Source organism: Streptomyces sp. NBC_01546 (assembly GCF_045208355.1).
In the GTDB taxonomy this organism is placed as follows: Bacteria; Actinomycetota; Actinomycetes; order Streptomycetales; family Streptomycetaceae; genus Streptomyces.
In genome coordinates, this window is sequence record NZ_CP109379.1 from 4,052,308 (window position 1) to 4,068,946 (window position 16,639).

Annotated in this window: 15 protein-coding genes, 2 tRNA genes and 1 pseudogene; 3 read left to right on the forward strand and 15 right to left on the reverse strand. The window is 71.5% G+C overall.

From position 1 onward, the window contains the following. Window positions 1–88: 88 nt before the first annotated feature. From OHA89_RS18500 to OHA89_RS18530, 7 genes are all read right to left on the reverse strand, one after another. Window positions 89–970: an amidohydrolase family protein gene (locus tag OHA89_RS18500; RefSeq protein ID WP_266608782.1), complete on the reverse strand. Its 882-nt coding sequence runs from the start codon at window positions 968–970 to the stop codon at window positions 89–91. Further along, entirely contained in the window at window positions 954–1,292 is a 339-nt protein-coding gene (locus tag OHA89_RS18505) for an antibiotic biosynthesis monooxygenase (protein ID WP_215139710.1), read from the reverse strand. Before OHA89_RS18505 ends, OHA89_RS18500 begins: the two co-directional genes overlap by 17 nt. A 113-nt stretch (window positions 1,293–1,405) precedes the next feature. Then, window positions 1,406–2,296, reverse strand: coding sequence for a DUF2797 domain-containing protein (locus tag OHA89_RS18510; RefSeq protein ID WP_406366668.1), 891 nt, complete (start codon window positions 2,294–2,296; stop codon window positions 1,406–1,408). Then, window positions 2,293–2,727, reverse strand: coding sequence for an Lrp/AsnC family transcriptional regulator (locus OHA89_RS18515; RefSeq protein ID WP_266608786.1), 435 nt, complete (start codon window positions 2,725–2,727; stop codon window positions 2,293–2,295). The genes OHA89_RS18510 and OHA89_RS18515 overlap by 4 nt, the downstream gene beginning before the upstream one ends. Before the next feature lie 245 nt (window positions 2,728–2,972). Continuing rightward, window positions 2,973–3,338, reverse strand: coding sequence for a PH domain-containing protein (locus tag OHA89_RS18520; protein WP_257555274.1), 366 nt, complete (start codon window positions 3,336–3,338; stop codon window positions 2,973–2,975). Window positions 3,339–3,550: 212 nt separating this feature from the next. Then, window positions 3,551–3,623: transfer RNA gene (locus tag OHA89_RS18525), tRNA-Arg, on the reverse strand. Window positions 3,624–3,901: 278 nt separating this feature from the next. Next, window positions 3,902–3,992, reverse strand: a tRNA-Ser gene (locus tag OHA89_RS18530). 186 nt (window positions 3,993–4,178) lie between these two features. Here OHA89_RS18530 and OHA89_RS18535 point away from each other — a divergent pair. The 3 genes and pseudogenes from OHA89_RS18535 to OHA89_RS18545 all read left to right on the forward strand — a co-directional run bounded on the left by OHA89_RS18535 (window position 4,179) and on the right by OHA89_RS18545 (window position 8,628). Then, a complete protein-coding gene (locus OHA89_RS18535) occupies window positions 4,179–4,610 on the forward strand; it encodes a subtilase-type protease inhibitor (RefSeq protein ID WP_257555276.1) in 432 nt (143 codons plus the stop codon). 119 nt (window positions 4,611–4,729) lie between these two features. Next, window positions 4,730–8,039: pseudogene (locus OHA89_RS18540) on the forward strand (PAS domain-containing protein). 13 nt (window positions 8,040–8,052) lie between these two features. Further along, the gene (locus OHA89_RS18545) at window positions 8,053–8,628 is read left to right on the forward strand and encodes an antibiotic biosynthesis monooxygenase (protein ID WP_406366670.1); all 576 of its coding nucleotides are present in this window, start codon (window positions 8,053–8,055) and stop codon (window positions 8,626–8,628) included. A gap of 6 nt (window positions 8,629–8,634) precedes the next feature. Here the strand turns inward: OHA89_RS18545 and OHA89_RS18550 are convergent, their stop codons facing one another. The 8 genes from OHA89_RS18550 to OHA89_RS18585 form a co-directional block, all read right to left on the reverse strand. Then, window positions 8,635–10,284 (reverse strand): long-chain fatty acid--CoA ligase, encoded by a 1,650-nt coding sequence (locus OHA89_RS18550; protein ID WP_266608793.1) that lies wholly within the window; start codon window positions 10,282–10,284, stop codon window positions 8,635–8,637. A 165-nt stretch (window positions 10,285–10,449) separates the two neighbouring features. Beyond that, window positions 10,450–10,983 (reverse strand): SigE family RNA polymerase sigma factor, encoded by a 534-nt coding sequence (locus OHA89_RS18555; RefSeq protein WP_215139718.1) that lies wholly within the window; start codon window positions 10,981–10,983, stop codon window positions 10,450–10,452. A 135-nt stretch (window positions 10,984–11,118) separates the two neighbouring features. Beyond that, the gene (locus tag OHA89_RS18560; RefSeq protein WP_266608796.1) at window positions 11,119–12,285 is read right to left on the reverse strand and encodes a lipid-transfer protein; all 1,167 of its coding nucleotides are present in this window, start codon (window positions 12,283–12,285) and stop codon (window positions 11,119–11,121) included. Then, window positions 12,282–12,665: a MaoC family dehydratase gene (locus tag OHA89_RS18565; RefSeq protein ID WP_215139720.1), complete on the reverse strand. Its 384-nt coding sequence runs from the start codon at window positions 12,663–12,665 to the stop codon at window positions 12,282–12,284. Before OHA89_RS18565 ends, OHA89_RS18560 begins: the two co-directional genes overlap by 4 nt. Further along, window positions 12,662–13,693 (reverse strand): acyl-CoA dehydrogenase family protein, encoded by a 1,032-nt coding sequence (locus OHA89_RS18570; protein ID WP_406366672.1) that lies wholly within the window; start codon window positions 13,691–13,693, stop codon window positions 12,662–12,664. Before OHA89_RS18570 ends, OHA89_RS18565 begins: the two co-directional genes overlap by 4 nt. Then, the gene (locus OHA89_RS18575) at window positions 13,693–14,622 is read right to left on the reverse strand and encodes a bifunctional MaoC family dehydratase N-terminal/OB-fold nucleic acid binding domain-containing protein (RefSeq protein ID WP_266608800.1); all 930 of its coding nucleotides are present in this window, start codon (window positions 14,620–14,622) and stop codon (window positions 13,693–13,695) included. Before OHA89_RS18575 ends, OHA89_RS18570 begins: the two co-directional genes overlap by 1 nt. Next, window positions 14,619–15,800, reverse strand: coding sequence for an acyl-CoA dehydrogenase family protein (locus OHA89_RS18580; protein WP_266608802.1), 1,182 nt, complete (start codon window positions 15,798–15,800; stop codon window positions 14,619–14,621). Before OHA89_RS18580 ends, OHA89_RS18575 begins: the two co-directional genes overlap by 4 nt. A 176-nt stretch (window positions 15,801–15,976) precedes the next feature. Beyond that, on the reverse strand, window positions 15,977–16,288 hold the full coding sequence (locus tag OHA89_RS18585; RefSeq protein WP_266608805.1) for a hypothetical protein: 312 nt from the start codon (window positions 16,286–16,288) through the stop codon (window positions 15,977–15,979). Window positions 16,289–16,639 lie beyond the last annotated feature (351 nt).

Here is a 16,639-nt window from a genome sequence, read left to right on the forward strand (position 1 = left end):
GAGAGCGTTCTTGTCCCTTCCTGTGAATTTCCTGAGAAACGGAAGGAGCCCGCTGCGGCAGGGCTCAGCCGTGCCGCTGCGGCAGGACTCAGCCGTCGAGCCGGAACAGCCGGGCGCCGTTGTCGTGGCAGACGGCCCGCAGCCAGTCATCACCCAGGCCGAGCCGTTCGAGGGCGGCGAGCTGGTGCTCGTAGGGGTAGGGGATGTTCGGGAAGTCGGTGCCGAGCAGGATCCGGTCGCCGAGGTCGGCGAGCCGCCCGAGGTCGCTCTGCGGGAAGCCGCTCAGCCGCTCGGAGAAGTCGGTGAAGGCCATGGTGGTGTCGAGGCGCACCTCGGAGTACCGGTCGGCGAGGTCCAGGAAGTCGGCGTACTCGGGCATGCCCATGTGGGCCACGATCAGCGGCAGCCGCGGGTGGCGGGCCAGCAGCCGGGCGATCGGCTCGGGCCCGGTGTGCTTGCCCGGGGCGGGACCGGAGCCGCAGTGGATCACGGTCGGGACGCCGGCCTCGGCGAGCAGCCCCCAGACGGGGTCGAGCCGGTCGTCGTTCGGGTCGTAGCCCCCGACCTGGAGGTGTGCCTTGAAGACCCGGGCCCCGGCGTCGAGGGCCTGGCGCACGTACGCGGTCACGCCCTCCTCCGGGAAGAAGGTCGCCGTGTGCAGGCAGTCGGCGGTCCGGGCGGCGAAATCGGCGGACCAGGCGTTGAGCCACGCCGCCATCGCCGGCTTGTGCGGATAGAGCATGGCGGTGAAGGCCCGGACCCCGAACTCCCGCAGGAGCGCGACGCGCTGCTCCTCCTCGTGCCGGTAGGTGATGGGCCACGCGACCCCGGTCAGCGGACCGACCGCGTCGAAGTAGTCCCACACCTTGTCCAGGACCCGCTCGGGCATGAAGTGCGTGTGTACGTCGACCAGTCCGGGCAGCCCGAGCCGCTCCCGGAAGACGCGGACCACCTCAGCCGTTGCGGGCAAAGCCGTGGCTCCGCTCGACGGTCGCGACGTGCAGGGTGTAGCTCTCGTACCAGCCCTCGCGGCCCTGCTTGATGGCGGCCTGGTGCTCCAGGTCCTCCCGCCATGCCCTGAGGGACTCGTGGTCGCGGAAGTAGGCGACGGTGATCCCGAGGCCTCCCGGGTTACGCGCGGACTCGTAGCCGAGGAAGCCCGGGTTCGCCGAGACGATCTCGTTCATCCGTGCCAGGGTCTGCGGGTAACCGCTGTCGTCGTCGGTGCGGACATTGCTGAAAACGGCCATCAGGTAGGGCGGTTCGAAGGCCGGTACGGGCTGAATGCTCATGCCCACCACCCTGTGCGGCGCGCCCCGGCATGTCCATCGGAATCAGCCCCGGCAGGCCAAAGGGATCCAACTTTTGACCATGCCCGGCCAGGCCCGCCAAGCGGCGGCACTCCTCAGAACAGCCCGTCCTGCTCGGCCGGAGGGTGCATCGCGGCAGACGGGATCTCCGCCACCGGCACCGAGGTCACGGCGGCCTCGTCCACCGGGGCCACGAGCTCCCACCCGGCCAGCAGGCGGGTGTCCACCACCAGCCCGCCCGCGAAGTGCAGATCGGGACCGGCCGCACCCACCAGCTGCCCCACGACCACCCCGCCGGGAACCATCTCGGTGATCACCCGGGCGGGATCCGGCAGCCCCTCGAGCCCGAACTCTCCCGCGTGGTCGGCGACTTCGCATCCCACCCGTTCCAGCGAGTCCGGCCAGCCGGTCAGCGCGGCGGCCCGTGCGTGCAGCTCGGCGACCTGCCGGGCCCGTTCCGGCGCAGCCGGCAGGTGTGCCCGTACGGCGCGCTTACGGGCGTACGCGATCCGGTCGGGCACCCCGAGCGCCGCCCGCAGCAGCTCCTCGGTGCGCCGGGTGGCCATCAGCGGCCCGCGCCCCAGCCAGGCCCAGGCCACGGCACCCTGCTCCAGCAGCCGGGCCCGGCCGCGCTCCTCGGCGGTGATGCCGACCTTGACCATCCCGGGCCCGAACCACGCCAGGTAGACCCGGTAGGTGCGCGGATCGGCGGCATTGGTGTCGGCGGCCACGGAGAACGAGCGGTCGAGCCGCGCGCATTCGGGGCACTGCGCGTTCCCGGCGCGGCCGGGCACGGCGGCGCCGGTGGGGCAGGGCGTCCGCTTCCCGGCCCGCCGCACTCCGAGGCAGCGCCGCTCCCCCCGGGCGACGAACGCCAGCCGCTGCCCGTAGGTGAGCAGGCTCGCCCGCTCGCCGCGCCGCTCGCCGTACCAACCGATGGCGGGCTGCCCGTCGTTCCACCGGATTCCGGTGCACCACCAGCTCACAGCGGGAGCGGCCGCTCGAAGAAGGTGTCCAGGACGACGGTGGCGTGCGTACCGCTGACCCCGTCGATGGCGTAGAGGCGCCGCAGGACGTCCTGCAACTGCCCGGTCGAGGCCGTGCGCACCTTGACCAGCACCGACGCACTGCCCGCGATGATGTGCGCCTCCTGGATCTCGGGGATCGCCGCGAACGCGGCGGCGGACTCGCCCATCCAGGCGTTGGAGTCGACCATCACGTAGGCGAGCACCCCGCTGCCGACGGCCGCCGGATCCACCTCGACGGTGGTCCGCCGGATCACCCCGCGCTCGCGCAGTTTGCGGACCCGCTCGTGGGTCGCCCCCGCCGAGAGCCCCACGGCCGCGCCGAGCGCGGCGTACGACTGGCCGGCGTCCTCCTGCAGGCGCAGGACGAGCGCCCGGTCGATGTCGTCCACGCGATCTTCCTCCCATGGGCCCGTCGGCCCTCGCGAAGACGGTACCTGATCCTGCAATCCCACCATCAAACCGAACAAAATTCGGCAATCCACTCTCAGGGGGGATGCTGTCAGGTGCAGGCGACCTCACCTCGTACGAGATCCTGAACGAACCCCGCAAGACCGGCCGCTACCCCAACGGCAACACCCTGGACCCTGAAGGCCGCCTGATCACCTGTGAGCAGGGCAGCCGGCGCGGCGCTCGGCTACCGGGCGACGAACTGCGTCAGGATCGCCTGCACCTCGTAGATGTCGACACCCTTGGTGAAGGTCTTCTCGATCGGCGCCGAGCTCCCGGATATCCAGATCTTGAGCTCTGCGTCGAGATCGAAGTGACCGGCGGTCTCCACGGAGAAGTGCGTGATGCTCCGGTAGGGCACGGAGTGGTACTCGACCTTCTTCCCCGTGAGCCCCTGCTTGTCGATGAGCACCAGCCGCCGGTCGGTGAACAGGATGGTGTCCCGGATCAGCAGATACGCGGCATGCACCTGCTCGCCCTGCCCCAGCAGCCGCGCGTAGTCCCGCTGCGCCGACCCCGGATCCACACTGTGCGCGTTTCCGAACAGTCCCATGAGAGCCCCCCGTGTTCCGGTTTCCGATTCGAGCGATCTTCAAGAACCGTACGGAAGCCGACCCGTAACCCGCGTCCCTCTCCAGAGCCATCTCACCCCTGACCACCCACGGGGTACGCCTCCCCACAAAGGAGGAGACCCGCGCCGCCCGACTCCGCCAGGGCATACGACAAAGGCCCCCAGGATTTCTCCTGGGGGCCTTTGCCCTGCTGTGCACTCGGCAGGATTCGAACCTGCAACCTTCTGATCCGTAGTCAGATGCTCTATCCGTTAAGCTACGAGTGCTTGGCTGCTGGGGTTTTGCGCCCCGTTGGCCTTGCGAGAACAACAATACATGGACCTCGCCGGGACGCGAAATCCATTAGCCAAACCACTTCCGACCTGCGGAAACGCTCTGGAAGAAGATCATCCGGTTGGGCCCGGGAAACCCCGGGCGAACCCGCGCGCGGCCACCCCTGCGACGTTCGGGACGCTTCGGAGGTCGCACAGACGTCGGAACGGACGAAGCGGGCGCCCGAACGCACCGAAGCCCCGGTCCGCATGGACCGGGGCTTCGTGAAGTGCGGAGGCGGAGGGATTTGAACCCTCGATGGGGTGTAAGCCCCAAACCGCATTAGCAGTGCGGCGCCATAGACCGGACTAGGCGACGCCTCCAGCACACCCTCGCGTACGAAGGTGCGTGCAGATGATGACACAGGCGCAGGGCCCCTCACCAATCCGCTCCCACGGTACTAGGAGGGGCGGGCGGAGGGCAAAGCCTTAAACCCCCCTCGGCACGCAACGTCGGCGGACCCACGTCGTTGGTCAGGCGTACGACGTACGGACGACCTGGAGTGCCTCATGCTGCGTCTCGCCGCTTTCGCCGTCACCTCCGCCCTGGCCGCCGCGGCCGCCGGGCCACTGCCCCCGCTGCCCGAGCCCCTGGGCCGGCTGCTCTCGACGCCCGACCGCCTGACGATCACCATGTCCAACACCGGCAACCGGCAGATGGACCGCAAGTACCAACTCGAATGCGGCCCCGCGGGCGGCGACCATCCCTCCGCGGAGCAGGCCTGCGCGAAGCTGGACCGGCTCGCCCAGGAGGGGAAGGATCCCTTCGCGCCCGTCTCCAAGCGGCAGATCTGCTCCGAGCAGTACGGGGGCCCTGCCACCGCCGAGATCACCGGCACCTGGCAGGGGCGCAAAGTGGACGCGCGCTTCAGCCGGACGGACGGCTGCGAGATCAGCCGCTGGCAGGAGTTGGAACCTCTGCTTCCGCCGGGGCGTTCCTGACCTGGGAGGATGCGCGTGACGGGTGGTATCCGCCACACATCGTCCACCTTCCCGGGGGACTGTGGCCTTAGACTCCTCCCGTGACATGCCGGTAGTTGTGGTCAGGGAGGAAGCTCGTCGTGAGCAGCAGGCCATCCCGAGGCGCTGCTCGCCTCGCAGCAATACTCGACGCTCTTCCGGACGCGCTGTTGCTCGTCAACGCCAACGGCACTGTCGTCAACGCGAATTCGATCGCTCTCGAGGTCATGGAGAGCCCGGGCACCGGGCTCGTCGGCCGCGGCGTGCTCGACCTCCTGCCCGAATTCGACTCCAAGCTGATCCCCGGCTCCATGCGCCGGCCCGGCGAGGACGAGGGCGGCCGGGCCAAGCCCGCACGGATGATCGGGCGCCGCACCGACGGCACCGAGTTCCCCGTCGAGGTCACCAGCGCCCACCTCGACGGGCGCGACGCCTACCGCGAGCCGCAGCCCGCCTACACCGGTGACGAGCTGCTGATGCTCGTCGTACGGGACCTCTCGCAGACCGTGGACACCGAGGCCGAGCTGGCCCGCTCCCAGCGTCAGACCGAGATGATCCTGCGGGCCGCCGCCGAAGGCGTCGTCGGCACCGACACCGACGGACGGGTGGTGCTGGTCAATCCGGCCGCCGCCCAGATCCTCGGCTACCGCGCCACCGACCTCGGCAACCGCGAACTGCACGGGCTGGTCCTGCACTCGCGCGCCGACGGCTCGCCGTTCCCCTTCGAGGAGTCCCCGCTCGCCGACACCCTGCGCAGCGGACGCAAGCACCGCGTACGCGGCCAGGTGCTGTGGAACAAGGCCGGGCAGCCGGTCGCCGTGGACCTCACCACCTCGCCCGTACGGGACGGGGAGCAGCTCGTCGGCGCCGTCATGACCTTCACCGACCGGCGGCGCTACGACGCCCTCGCCGCGCGCCACGCACAGCTGCTGGCCGTGCTCGGCGAATCGCTGCGCGGGCCGCTGGACGAGCTGCGCGGGGAACTGGCGACGCTGGCCGCCGATGACGCGGGGCAGCTGTGGCCCGAGGCCAACCAGCTGCTGCACCACCTGGCCGCCGGGTACTCCCGGATGACCACGCTGGTGGACAACGTGCTCGGGTTCCAGCGCCTGGACTCCGGTACCGACCGGCTCAAGAAGAAGAAAGTCCTGATCAACGGCGTGGTCACGGCCGGCGTCGACGGCGCCGTCGAGCTGATCGGCCCGGGCCGTGCGCAGTTCGCCGTCCACGCGCCGACGATCGAGGCCGAGATCGACGCGGACCGGATCGCGACCGCTCTCGCGCACCTGGTCGCGGACGTCGCCGGGGTGGACGCCACCGGCAAGACGCGTCAGGGCAGCGGGTACAGCGACTCGACGATCGTGGTGGCCGCCGCGCAGCGCGGCGATGTCGTACGGATCGAGGTGCGCGGGCCCTACGAGGGCGGCAACCCGGTCCACGAGCCGATCGTACGAGGGATCGTGGCCGCGCACGGAGGCGTGCTGCAGACGGTGGAGGTGCCGGGCGCGCCCGGCGGTGCGTACGTGCTGGAGCTCCCGCTGGGCGCGGGCGCGGGGACGGTCACCCTGCCCGAGCCGCCGGAGGAGCCCCCGGCCGAAACGGCCGCCGCGGGCCGGGTCTCCGGAGGACGCCGGGCCCGTCGCGGCGTGGACGCCTTCCTGGAGGACGACGTCGCCGGTTCCGGCGCGCCCGGGGCCGAGAAGGCCGCCGAGGGCGGCGCCGCGCTGGCGCTGCCGTCCGGGCGACGCCGCGCCGGTGAGGCCGCGGCCGGGGCCGAGACGGGTCCGGAGCTCGCGCAGTCCCCGGTGAATCCGGCGGGGCTGGGCACCGGCCGGCGCCGTGGCCGCGCCGGTGACGGCAGCGGCGAAGGCGGCCCGGGGCAGCCCGTGCCCCCGCAGGGCACCGCCATGCCCGCGCTGCCTCCCGTTCCCACCGTGCCCCCGGTGCCGTTGATGGAGCATCCCGCCGGCGGCGGCGCGCGCTGGGTACGGCCGGTCCGGCGCAGCCCGGTGGTCCCGTGCCGGCGACCGGGCTCGGGCCGACGCCCGCTCCCGCCCAGGCTCCCGCACGGCCCATCGCCCCCGAGGGCGGCTTCGCCCTGCCCGCCGGCCCGACCACCTCTTCCACGGCTCCGCACGATCCCGTGATGGCCGGTTCCGCCCCGCTCCCGCCGAGGCTGAGTCCGAGGCCCCCGGCGGGCGGCGCGGACGCCGGGTGCTGGGCGCGCCCAGCACCGAGGACGAAGCCCCCGCCGTGCCGTCGGCCGTGCCCTCGGCCGCGGCCGAGGGGGACCCCGTACATCCCACCGGGCGGCGCCGGGCGCTGGCGAACGCGCCGGCCTGGCCGGTTCCGGCGGCGCGGACCGCTCCGGAGGACGACGAGGCCGCCTCCGGCCAGGTCGCGGTTCCCGGGGCCAGGCAGCCGCAGGACGCGCCGGCGGAGGGCCAGGCCGCGCAGCCGATCAGCGTGCGTGCCCTCGGCACCCTCGGACAGGGCATCTCCGTGGACCCCGGCGGTTCGGGCTCCGGGCGTCGCCGCCGGCTCTCCGAGCCCGCTCCCCAGGGACGGGCCTTCGCCATAGGAGCCCCCGAGGCGGGCTCCGACGAGGGCCCGGAGCCGCTGGACGGCCCCGGCGGAGCCGTCGAGGTGGTCAACCGACCCGTGCCGCGGCCCGTCGACGACGAGCTGCCGCCCGAGCCGCTGGACAACCCGCGACGGCTGCTGGTGTGGCCCGCACCCGACGTGCAGACGCAGCAGGCGCTCAGCGACCGCGGCTACCGCCCGGTGATCGTGCACTCCCGCGAGGAGGTGGACGCTCAGATCGCCGCGTTCCCCGCCGCGCTGTTCGTCGATCCGCTGACCGGGCCGATCACCCGGACCGCCCTGCAGTCCCTGCGCCAGGCCGCGGTGGCCGCCGAGGTGCCCGTGCTGGTTACGGCCGGGCTGGGGCACGCCACGCGCGAAGCGGCGTACGGCGCCGATCCGGCCGTCCTGCTGAAGGCGCTCGCTCCGCGGGACAGCGAGCAGCACCCCTCCCGGGTCCTGCTGATCGAAGAGCACGACGAGATCGCGACCGCCCTGACCGCCGCGCTGGAGCGGCGCGGCCTCCAGGTCGCGAGGGCGGGCGCCGACACCGACGCCGTGGAACTGGCTACGCGGATACGGCCCAACCTGGTCGTCATGGACCTGATGCAGGTGCGCCGTCGGCGGGCCGGGATCGTGGACTGGCTGCGTGCCAACGGGCAGCTGAACCACACCCCGCTGGTCGTCTACACGACGACCGGCATCGAGCCGTCCGAACTGCCGCGGCTGGCGTCCGGCGAGAGCGTGCTCTTCCTCGCCGAACGGGCCACGACGGCGGACGTACAGGGCCGCATCGTGGACCTGCTGGCCAAGATCGGCACCAACTAGTAATCCTGGCCCGATGGCCATGACCCACACGACCGAGCACACCGTCCCCGCCGACAACGGGGAGGTGAACCTGCTGATCGCACGGCAGGTGGAGCCGGGGCACGAGGAGAACTTCGAGGCCTGGGCCCACGGGATCCTGGAGACGGCCGCGAGTTTCCCGGATCACCTCGGGTACGGGCTGTTCCGCCCGGCGGCCGAGGGCGGTCCGTGGTTCCTCGTCCACCGCTTCCGCAACCAGGCGGCGTTCCAGCGCTGGCAGGACTCCGCGGAGCGGGCGGAGTGGTTCTCGAACTGCCTCGGACACCACCACACGGAAATAGCCCGCCGCGAACTGCACGGCATGGAGACGTGGTTCGCCAAGCCGGGTACGACCCGGCCCGCGCCGCCGCGGTGGAAGATGGCGATCAGCTCGGGGCTGGCCATCTTCCCGATCTCACTGATCGGCAACGCGGTGCTCGGGCCGTACCTGGTGGATCTGCACTTCGCGGTGCGGACGGCGGCCTTCGCCGTCGTCTTCAGCACCCTGATGACCTATGTGGCCATGCCCGCCGTCAGCAAGCTGCTGCGGCCATGGCTCACCAAGGGCTGAGGGCGGTCAGGCCAGCGTCGTGACGTCGAGCGCGCCGTCCGCGTACTGCTTGCGGATCACCTTCTTGTCGAACTTGCCGACGCTGGTCTTCGGGACCGCCTCGATGATCGTCCAGCGCTCCGGCAGCTGCCACTTGGCGATGGACTGGCCGAGGAACGCGCGCAGCCCCACGTAGTCGACGGTCGCGCCCTGCTTGAGGACGACGGTGGCCAGCGGGCGCTCGCCCCACTTGTCGTCGGGGACGGCCACGACCGCGGCCTCGGCGACCTCGGGGTGGGCCATCAGCGCGTTCTCCAGCTCCACGCTGGAGATCCACTCGCCGCCGGACTTGATGACGTCCTTGGCCCGGTCGGTCAGGGTGAGGAAGCCGTCGGGGCTGATGACACCGACGTCGCCGGTCTTGAGCCAGCCGTCCGCGCTGAACTTGTCCTCGGGGCGGGTGGGTTCGCCGGACGCCCCGCCGTAGTAAGCGCCCGCGATCCACGTGCCGCGCACCTCCAGCTCGCCCGCGGATTCGCCGTCCCAGGGCAGGATGCCGCCGTCGGGGCCGACCAGACGGGCCTCGACTCCTGCCGGGAAGCGGCCCTGGGTGAGCCGGTAGGGCCACTCCTCCTCGGCGCTCAGACCGGCCGGCGGGTGCGCCATCGTGCCCAGCGGGGAGGTCTCGGTCATGCCCCAGGCGTGGCAGACGCGGACGCCGAGCTTGTCGTAGGCCTCCATCAGGGAGGGCGGACAGGCCGAGCCGCCTATGGTGACGTGCTTCATCGAGCTCAGGTCGCGCGGGTTGGCGGTGACCTCGGCGAGGAGCCCCTGCCAGATGGTGGGGACGGCCGCGGCGTGCGTCGGCTTCTCCCGCTCGATCATCTCGGCGAGCGGGGCGGGCTGGAGGAACCGGTCCGGCATCAGCATGTTGATGCCGGTCATGAAGGTGGCGTGCGGCAGCCCCCACGCGTTCACGTGGAACTGCGGGACCACGACGAGGGTGGTGTCCTTGTCGGTCAGACCCATCGACTCGGCCATGTTGACCTGCATGGAGTGCAGGTAGATCGAGCGGTGCGAGTAGACGACGCCCTTCGGGTCCCCGGTGGTACCGGAGGTGTAACACATGGCCGCCGCCTGGCGTTCGTCCAGCTCGGGCCAGTCGTAGCTGTCGGGGCGGCCCTCGAGCAGCTCCTCGTACTCGTGCACGCGTACGTCCATGCCCGCGAGCGCGGAGCGGTCGCCGACGCCCGAGACCACGACGTGCTCGATGGTCGGCAGGTGCGGCAGCAGCGGCACCAGCAGGGGCAGCAGGGTGCCGTTGACCAGGACGACCCGGTCGGCGGCGTGGTTGACGATGAAGACCAGCTGCTCGGGAGGGAGCCGCAGGTTGAGGGTGTGCAGGACCGCGCCCATGGACGGGATCGCGAAGTATGCCTCGATGTGCTCCGAGTTGTTCCACATGAGGGTTGCTACACGGTCGTCCTGCTGCACACCGAGCTCGTCGCGCAGGGCATTCGCGAGGCGGGTGGCGCGGGTGCCGATCTCGGCGAAGCTTCGGCGGTGCGGCTCAGCCTCCCCGGTCCAGGTCGTGACCTGGGACTTCCCGTGGATCGTCATCCCGTGCTGGAGTATGCGGGTGACGAGGAGTGGTACGTCCTGCATGGTGCTCAGCAAAGCGTCCTCCCGGTGAGCGCTGCGGCGCTGCGGCGGCTACGGATGCTGCCGATTCTGCGCACGTACCGGTCGGCATGTCACTACCCGGGAGTAGAAACCGCGCCGTGTTTCACGTGAAACATCCTCTCGTTTCACGTGAAACATCGCCCGGCTCAAACGTCATGCTCACCTGACCGGGGTGAGCTCCGGGTCCTCTCGGAGCTTGCCCAGCGCGCGGGAGACGGCGCTCTTCACCGTGCCGACCGAAACCCCCAGCAGCTCGGCGGTCTGCACCTCGCTGAGGTCCTCGTAGTAGCGCAGGACGACCATGGCCCGCTGCCGGTCGGGCAGCCGGGTCACCGCGCGCCACATCGCGTCGCGCAGGGCCTGCGCCTCCGCGGGGTCGGCGGCCGGGGCATCCTCGGTCTCCGGGAGCTCGTCGCAGGCGAACTCGTCCACCTTGCGCTTGCGCCACTGGGAGGTACGGGTGTTGACGAGGGCGCGCCGGACGTATCCGTCGAGGGCGCGGTGGTCCTCGATGCGGTCCCAGGCCATGTACGTCTTCGCGAGGGCCGTCTGGAGCAGGTCCTCCGCATCGCACGGGTTGGCGGTGAGGGAGCGCGCGGTGCGCATCAGGACCGTGCCGCGGGTCCGGACGTACGCCGAGAACGACGGGTACGGCGTCGGGTTCGAGGCGAGCGTGCACACAGGCGTGGTCATGCCTCCACGCTAGGAGCGCCCGCCCGCCCTGGGATCGGCCGCAAGTGCCGAAGGGGGATCCGCCTCAGGTTGTAGGAGTAGGGCAAACCCCACCCTCTGAAGGTGGAGAAGGCAGGGCCCGGCGGAAGGCCGGTCTCAGCCGTCGGCTCCGAGGATCAGCCCGGAGGTCGGCACGCCGGTACCGGCTGTGACCAGTACGTGCTCCGCCCCCGCGACCTGGTTGACGGAGCTGCCGCGCAGCTGGCGGACGGCCTCGGCGATGCCGTTCATGCCGTGCAGGTAGGCCTCGCCCAGCTGGCCGCCGTGGGTGTTGAGCGGCAGTGCGTCCGCGGCCACGAAATCGCCGGCCTCGCCCGGCTTGCAGAAGCCGAACTCCTCCAGCTGCATGAGCACGAACGGGGTGAAGTGGTCGTAGAGGATGCCGACGTCGATGTCCGAGGGCCGCAGCCCGCTGGTCCGCCACAGCTGGCGCGCGACCACGTCCATCTCGGCAAGCCCGGTGAGGTCGTCGCGGTAGAAGGAGGTCATGCCCTCCTGCCGGCGGCCGGCGCCCTGCGCGGCAGCGGTGATCACGGCGGGCGCGTGCCGCAGGTCGCGTGCCCGCTCGGCCGTGGTGACGACGAGGGCCTGGCCGCCGTCGGTCTCCTGGCAGCAGTCCAGCAGCCGCAGCGGCTCCACGATCCAGCGCGAGGCGGCGTGGTCGGCGAGGGTGATGGGCTTGCCGTGGAAGTACGCGGCGGGGTTGTTCGCGGCGTGCCGGCGGTCGGTGACCGCGACGTGCCCGAAGGCCTCCGGGGTGAGGTTGTACGTGTGCAGGTAGCGCTGGGCCGTCATGGCCACCCACGAGGCGGGCGTGAGCAGCCCCCAGGGCAGTGACCAGCCGAGCGCCGCGCCCTCGGCAGAGGGCTCGCGCTGCTGGACTCCGGAGCCGAAGCGGCGGCCGGAGCGCTCGTTGAAGGCGCGGTAGCAGACCACGACCTCGGCGACCCCGGTGGCGACGGCGAGGGCGGCCTGCTGGACGGTCGCGCAGGCCGCGCCGCCGCCGTAGTGGATGCGGGAGAAGAAGGACAGGTCCCCGATGCCGGCCGCCTGGGCGACGGTGATCTCGGGGCTGGTGTCCATCGTGAAGGTGACCATGCCGTCGACGTCGGCGGGGGTGAGCCCGGCGTCGTCGAGGGCGGCATGCACGGCCTCGACGGCGAGCTTGAGCTCACTGCGGCCGGAATCCTTGGAGAACTCGGTGGCGCCGATGCCGGCGATGGCGGCGCGGCCGCCGAGTTCGTCGCGCGTGCGGACGCTCATGCCGGCACCTCCGCGGTGACGGTTCCCGTCACGTGGTGGCCGATGCCGTTGGCGCCGACCACGCGGATCTCGACCGTGGTCCCGGCCACGGCGGTCACGGTGCCCGTCAGGATCATCGTGTCGCCGGGGTAGTTGGGGGCGCCCAGCCGGATCGCCACCCCGCGCAGCACGGCGTGCGGCCCGAGGTGGTCGGTGACGTAGCGGCCGACCAGGCCGTTCGTCGTCAGGATGTTCATGAAGATGTCCGGTGAGCCCTTCTCGCGCGCCAGCGCCGCGTCGTGGTGCACGTCCTGGTAGTCGCGGGAGGCGATCGCACCCGCCACGATCAGCGTGCGGGTGACCGGGATCTCCAGCGGCGGCAGTGTGTCGCCGACCTTCATGCGTGTTCCCCCTCGGCTATCGAAGCTCCCAGCTCGGCCAGCAGCTCGCTGCCGCAGCCCAGATACGCGTCCAGCTGGCGCCCCCACAGGAAGTGCCGGTGGACGGGGTGGTCCAGATCGGCGCCCATGCCGCCGTGCAGGTGCTGGCCCGCGTGCACGACCCGCTTTCCCGCCTCCGAGGCCCACCAGGCCGCCGTCAGCACGTGTTCGCGCGCCGGAAGCCCCTCGTCGATGCGCCAGGCCGCCTCGTACGCGGTGACCCGGATCGCCTCGGTGTCCATGTACGCGTCGGCCGCGCGCAGCATGACCCCCTGGTTGGTGGAGAGCGGCCTGCCGAACTGCTCGCGGGTCGAGGTGTACTCCACCGCCCGGGCCAGCGAGCCCGCGCAGACGCCCGCCTGGAGACCGGCGAAGGCGGTTCGGGCAGCGGCGAGGACCTCGTCGTAGGCCTGTTCGGCGCCGAGTCGTTCCGCCTGGGCGCCGGTCAGGGTCAGCCGTCCCGCCGACCAGGGGGCGGTGGTCTCCACCGGGGAGGTCCGTACGCCGGGCGCGTCCGTCCGTACGATCCACAGCGCCCGGTCCGCGTCCGGGACCAGCACGTGCGTGGCCTCGCGCAGCCAGGGCACGGTGGGGGCGGTCCCGGTGAGCCTGCCGTCCTCCGCTGTGATCCGGCCGCGGGCCGGGAAGGCCCCGGTGGCCACCGCCTCGCCGGTCTCCAGGGCGGGCAGCAGCCGGGCGCGCTGCTCGGCACTGCCGTGCGCGGGCAGCGGGAGCATCCCGTACACGCAGGTGGCGGCGTACGGGACCTGCGCGGTGGTGCGGCCCTGTTCCTCCAGCAGCAGGACCAGTCCCAGCAGGCCGACGTCCTGGACGGCGGCGATCAGCCCGGAGGCGGTGAGGGCCTTCCACAGCTCGGCGTCGCTGCCGGTGCCGGCCGCGGCGAGGCGTTCGTGGGTGGCGAGGTCGCGGAAGATGCGGGCGGCGAGACCGGCCGCGGCTGCCTGCTCCTCGGTGGGGTGGAAGTCCATCAGCCCTCGCCCCCGCGGAAGACGGGGAGTTCGAGGTCGTCGTCGACGCGCAGGAACTCCAGTTGGACGGGCAGGCCGATGCGCACCTTGTCGTAGGGGACGCCGGTGATGTTGCTGACCATCCGGACCCCTTCGGCGAGTTCGACGAGCGCCACGGCGTAAGGAGGGTCGAAGGCGGGGAACGGCGGATGGTGCATGACGACGTAGCTGAAGACCGTGCCTGCGCCGGAGGCCTCGACGGTGTCCCAGTCGGGGGAGGCGCAGGCGTTGCAGCCGGGGAGCCAGGGGAATCGGAGGGTGGCGCAGGCGGTGCAGCGCTGGATCAGCAGCTTGTGGTCCCGGACCCCGTCCCAGAATCCCTCGTTGTCGCGGTTGATCACCGGACGTGGGCGCTGGGCCTTGGGCTTCTTCTGCGGTCGGGCGGCCGGCGCGTACTTGAGGATCCGGAAGCGGTGGGTGCCGGCGAGCTCCCCGTCCGCGTGGATGTCCATGCGGGTGGTCACGAAGTGGCCGGTGCCCAGTTTGGTCGTCTTGCGCGGCGACACGGACTCGATGACGGCGTCGAAGGTGATCGCGTCGCCGGGGCGCAGCGGGCGCAGGTACTCCTGCTCGCAGTCGGTGGCGACGACGGAGGTGAAGCCGGCGGCGTCGAGGAGCGCGAAGAGCTCGTCGTAGGCGGAGGAGCGGTCCGTGTGGCCGGAGAGGCCGCCCATCGTCCAGGCCTGGAGCATGGTGGGCGGAGCGATGGCGTCCGGGCCGGTGTAGGCGGGGTTGGCGTCGCCCATCGCCTCGCACCAGTGGCGGATCATCGGCTGGTTGACCACGTCCTTGCCCCGGCCCGCGGTGGCGGCGGGCTGCCCCTCGAAGGCCGTGAGCAGGGTGTGGAACCGGCCTGCCTCCTCGGCTGTGCCGGCAGCGTCTGCCGTCATCGCTTCCTTCCTTTCATGCCGAGCCGCATCATGGCGACGATCTCCCGCTGGACCTCGCTGACCCCGCCGCCGAAGGTGTTGATCTGGGCGGCCCGGTTCATCCGTTCCAGCTCGCCGCCCGCGAAGGCCGCGGGCCCGCGGACGAGGGCCTCCTCGCCCACCACCTCCTGGCACATCCGGTACACCTCGACGGTGGATTCGGTGCCGAGGAACTTCACGCCGCTGGCGTCGCCGGGGGCCAGGGTGCCGCCGCCCACGTCCTGGACGAGGCGCCAGTTGAGGAGGCGTACGGCGGCCAGCCGGGCGTGCGCCTCGGCGAGCCGGGACCGCACCCAGGGGAGGTCGGCGGGGCGGTCGCCGGTGACCGGGTCCGGGGTGCGGGCATGGGCGAGGGCCGCCTCGTAGAAGTCCTCGGCCTGCATGCCGATGGCGGCGAGGGCCACGCGCTCGTGGTTGAGCTGGTTGGTGATCAGACCCCAGCCGCCGTGCTCGGGGCCGACGAGGTTGCCGGCCGGCACGCGCACGGAGTCGTAGTACGTCGCCGTGGTCGTGAGCCCGCCGACGGTGTCGATGGGGGTCCAGGAGAAGCCGGGGGCGTCGGTGGGGACCAGGATGATCGAGATGCCCTTGTGCTTGGGGGCGTCGGGGTCGGTGCGGCAGGCGAGCCAGATCCAGTCCGCGTTCTGGGCGTTGGAGGTGAAGATCTTCTGCCCGTCGATGACCCAGCCGTCGCCGCCGTCCCTGCCGTTACCGCCCTCATTGCCCTCGCGGACGGCGCGGGTGCGCAGGGCCGCGAGGTCGGTGCCTGCCTCGGGCTCGGAGTATCCGATGGCGAAAACGATCTCGCCCTTGAGGATCCGGGGCAGGAAGTAGTCCTTCTGCTCCTGGGTCCCGTACTTCATCAGGGTCGGGCCGACCGTGTTGAGCGTGACCATCGAGACGGGTGCACCGGCCCGGTAGGCCTCGTCGAAGAAGACGAACTGTTCGTCGGGGCCCCGCCCTTGGCCCCCGTACTCGACGGGCCAGCCGAGACCGAGCAGTTCGTCGGCGCCGATGCGGCGCAGCAGTTCGCGCTGGCGGGCCGGGTCCTCGGGGGCCCCGTCCGGCAGCAGATCCTGGAAGTACTCCCGCAGTTCGGCGCGCAGCCGCAACTGGCCTTCGGTCGGGGCGAGGTGCACGGCGCTGGCCTCCCGGCATCACATCATCGAGTAAACCTGACTGTCCGTCAGATTCACCTGTGGTGTCAAGGTCGGGGAGTGGCTGGGCGGGCATGCGCGAGGGCGCCTGCGCTACCGGACCCCAGCCGGTCCGGTCGCACAGGCGCCCTCATCAGTCGGAACCGCTCAGGCCGCGGCTACCACCAGGGGTGGAAGTTGAGGGCGACGTTCGAGTTGGACTGGTCGATCGCGGTGAAGGCCGAGCCGTTGACCTGCGCGGTGTTGTTCTGGTTGGAGGCGCCGGAACCGGTGGCCACCTGCTGCGATGTGGACGAGTTGCCGTTGTTGTTGCCGCCCACGCCGCTGCCGATGATGCTGGCGACGCTCGCATTCGATCCGTCGTTCGCGAAGGAGCCGTTGTCGGCCGAGGCCGCCCCGCCGAACAGGGCGACGGCGAGGGGGAGCGCGGCGACGGCGGCGATGACGCGGGCGGTACGGATGCTTGCCATGTCTGAATCCTCCAGAAAACCGAAGTGGGACTTGCTCCAAGGCAGTTGGCCGACCGCCTCGGTCGTTCTGCGTGCTGACGACGTCGCGAGATCAGAGTTGCCCACCGAATCCCCGGCGAACCACCCCGGAGTCTGCGATTCCCCCGCAAGCATGAGCAACATCGGATAAACCCCCTTCACGCCCCCGGCGCCCCAGGTCAGCACTCAGGAACCTGCTGCAACGCCTGCCCCACAAGGGATGAAGCGTTCCACCAAACCGCCGTGTCCCGGACATGCCGAAAAGGGCCGCGCCGTCCGGGAACCCCACCGTCTCCCGGGCTTGCGGCCCTGCGATACCAAGCTTTGCGCCCC